The organism is Bartonella sp. AD13SXNS, from assembly GCF_042196465.1.
Lineage (GTDB): Bacteria > Pseudomonadota > Alphaproteobacteria > Rhizobiales > Rhizobiaceae > Bartonella.
In genome coordinates this window covers 526-755 of the sequence record NZ_JBHIQI010000094.1, presented here as the reverse complement: position 1 = coordinate 755, position 230 = coordinate 526, and the positions used below count along the sequence as shown (strand labels likewise).

Annotated in this window: 1 protein-coding gene; it reads left to right on the top strand. The window is 38.3% G+C overall.

Going from position 1 to position 230, the window contains the following annotated elements; genetic code table 11:
- Positions 1-230: hypothetical protein (locus tag ACFIMQ_RS09575; RefSeq protein WP_375703948.1), on the top strand; the 230-nt coding region annotated here is incomplete at both ends.

Below are 230 nucleotides of genomic sequence, written 5' to 3'. Positions count from 1 at the left end.
GATTGGTGCTAAAGCAGCATGCACAGAAATTAATATCGCCAATAAGGACAAAGGGGATAGAGTACTTTCCGGTGTGAAAGCAGCAACACAAAATAATGAAGCTGTTAACAAGGAACAGCTTGATGAAAGTTTGGAGAAGCTTTCTAACAATCTTCAGTCTGATGAGTCTGCTGTTGTTCATTATGATAAACAAAAGGATGGTCAAATTGATTATGCGAGTGTAACTTTGG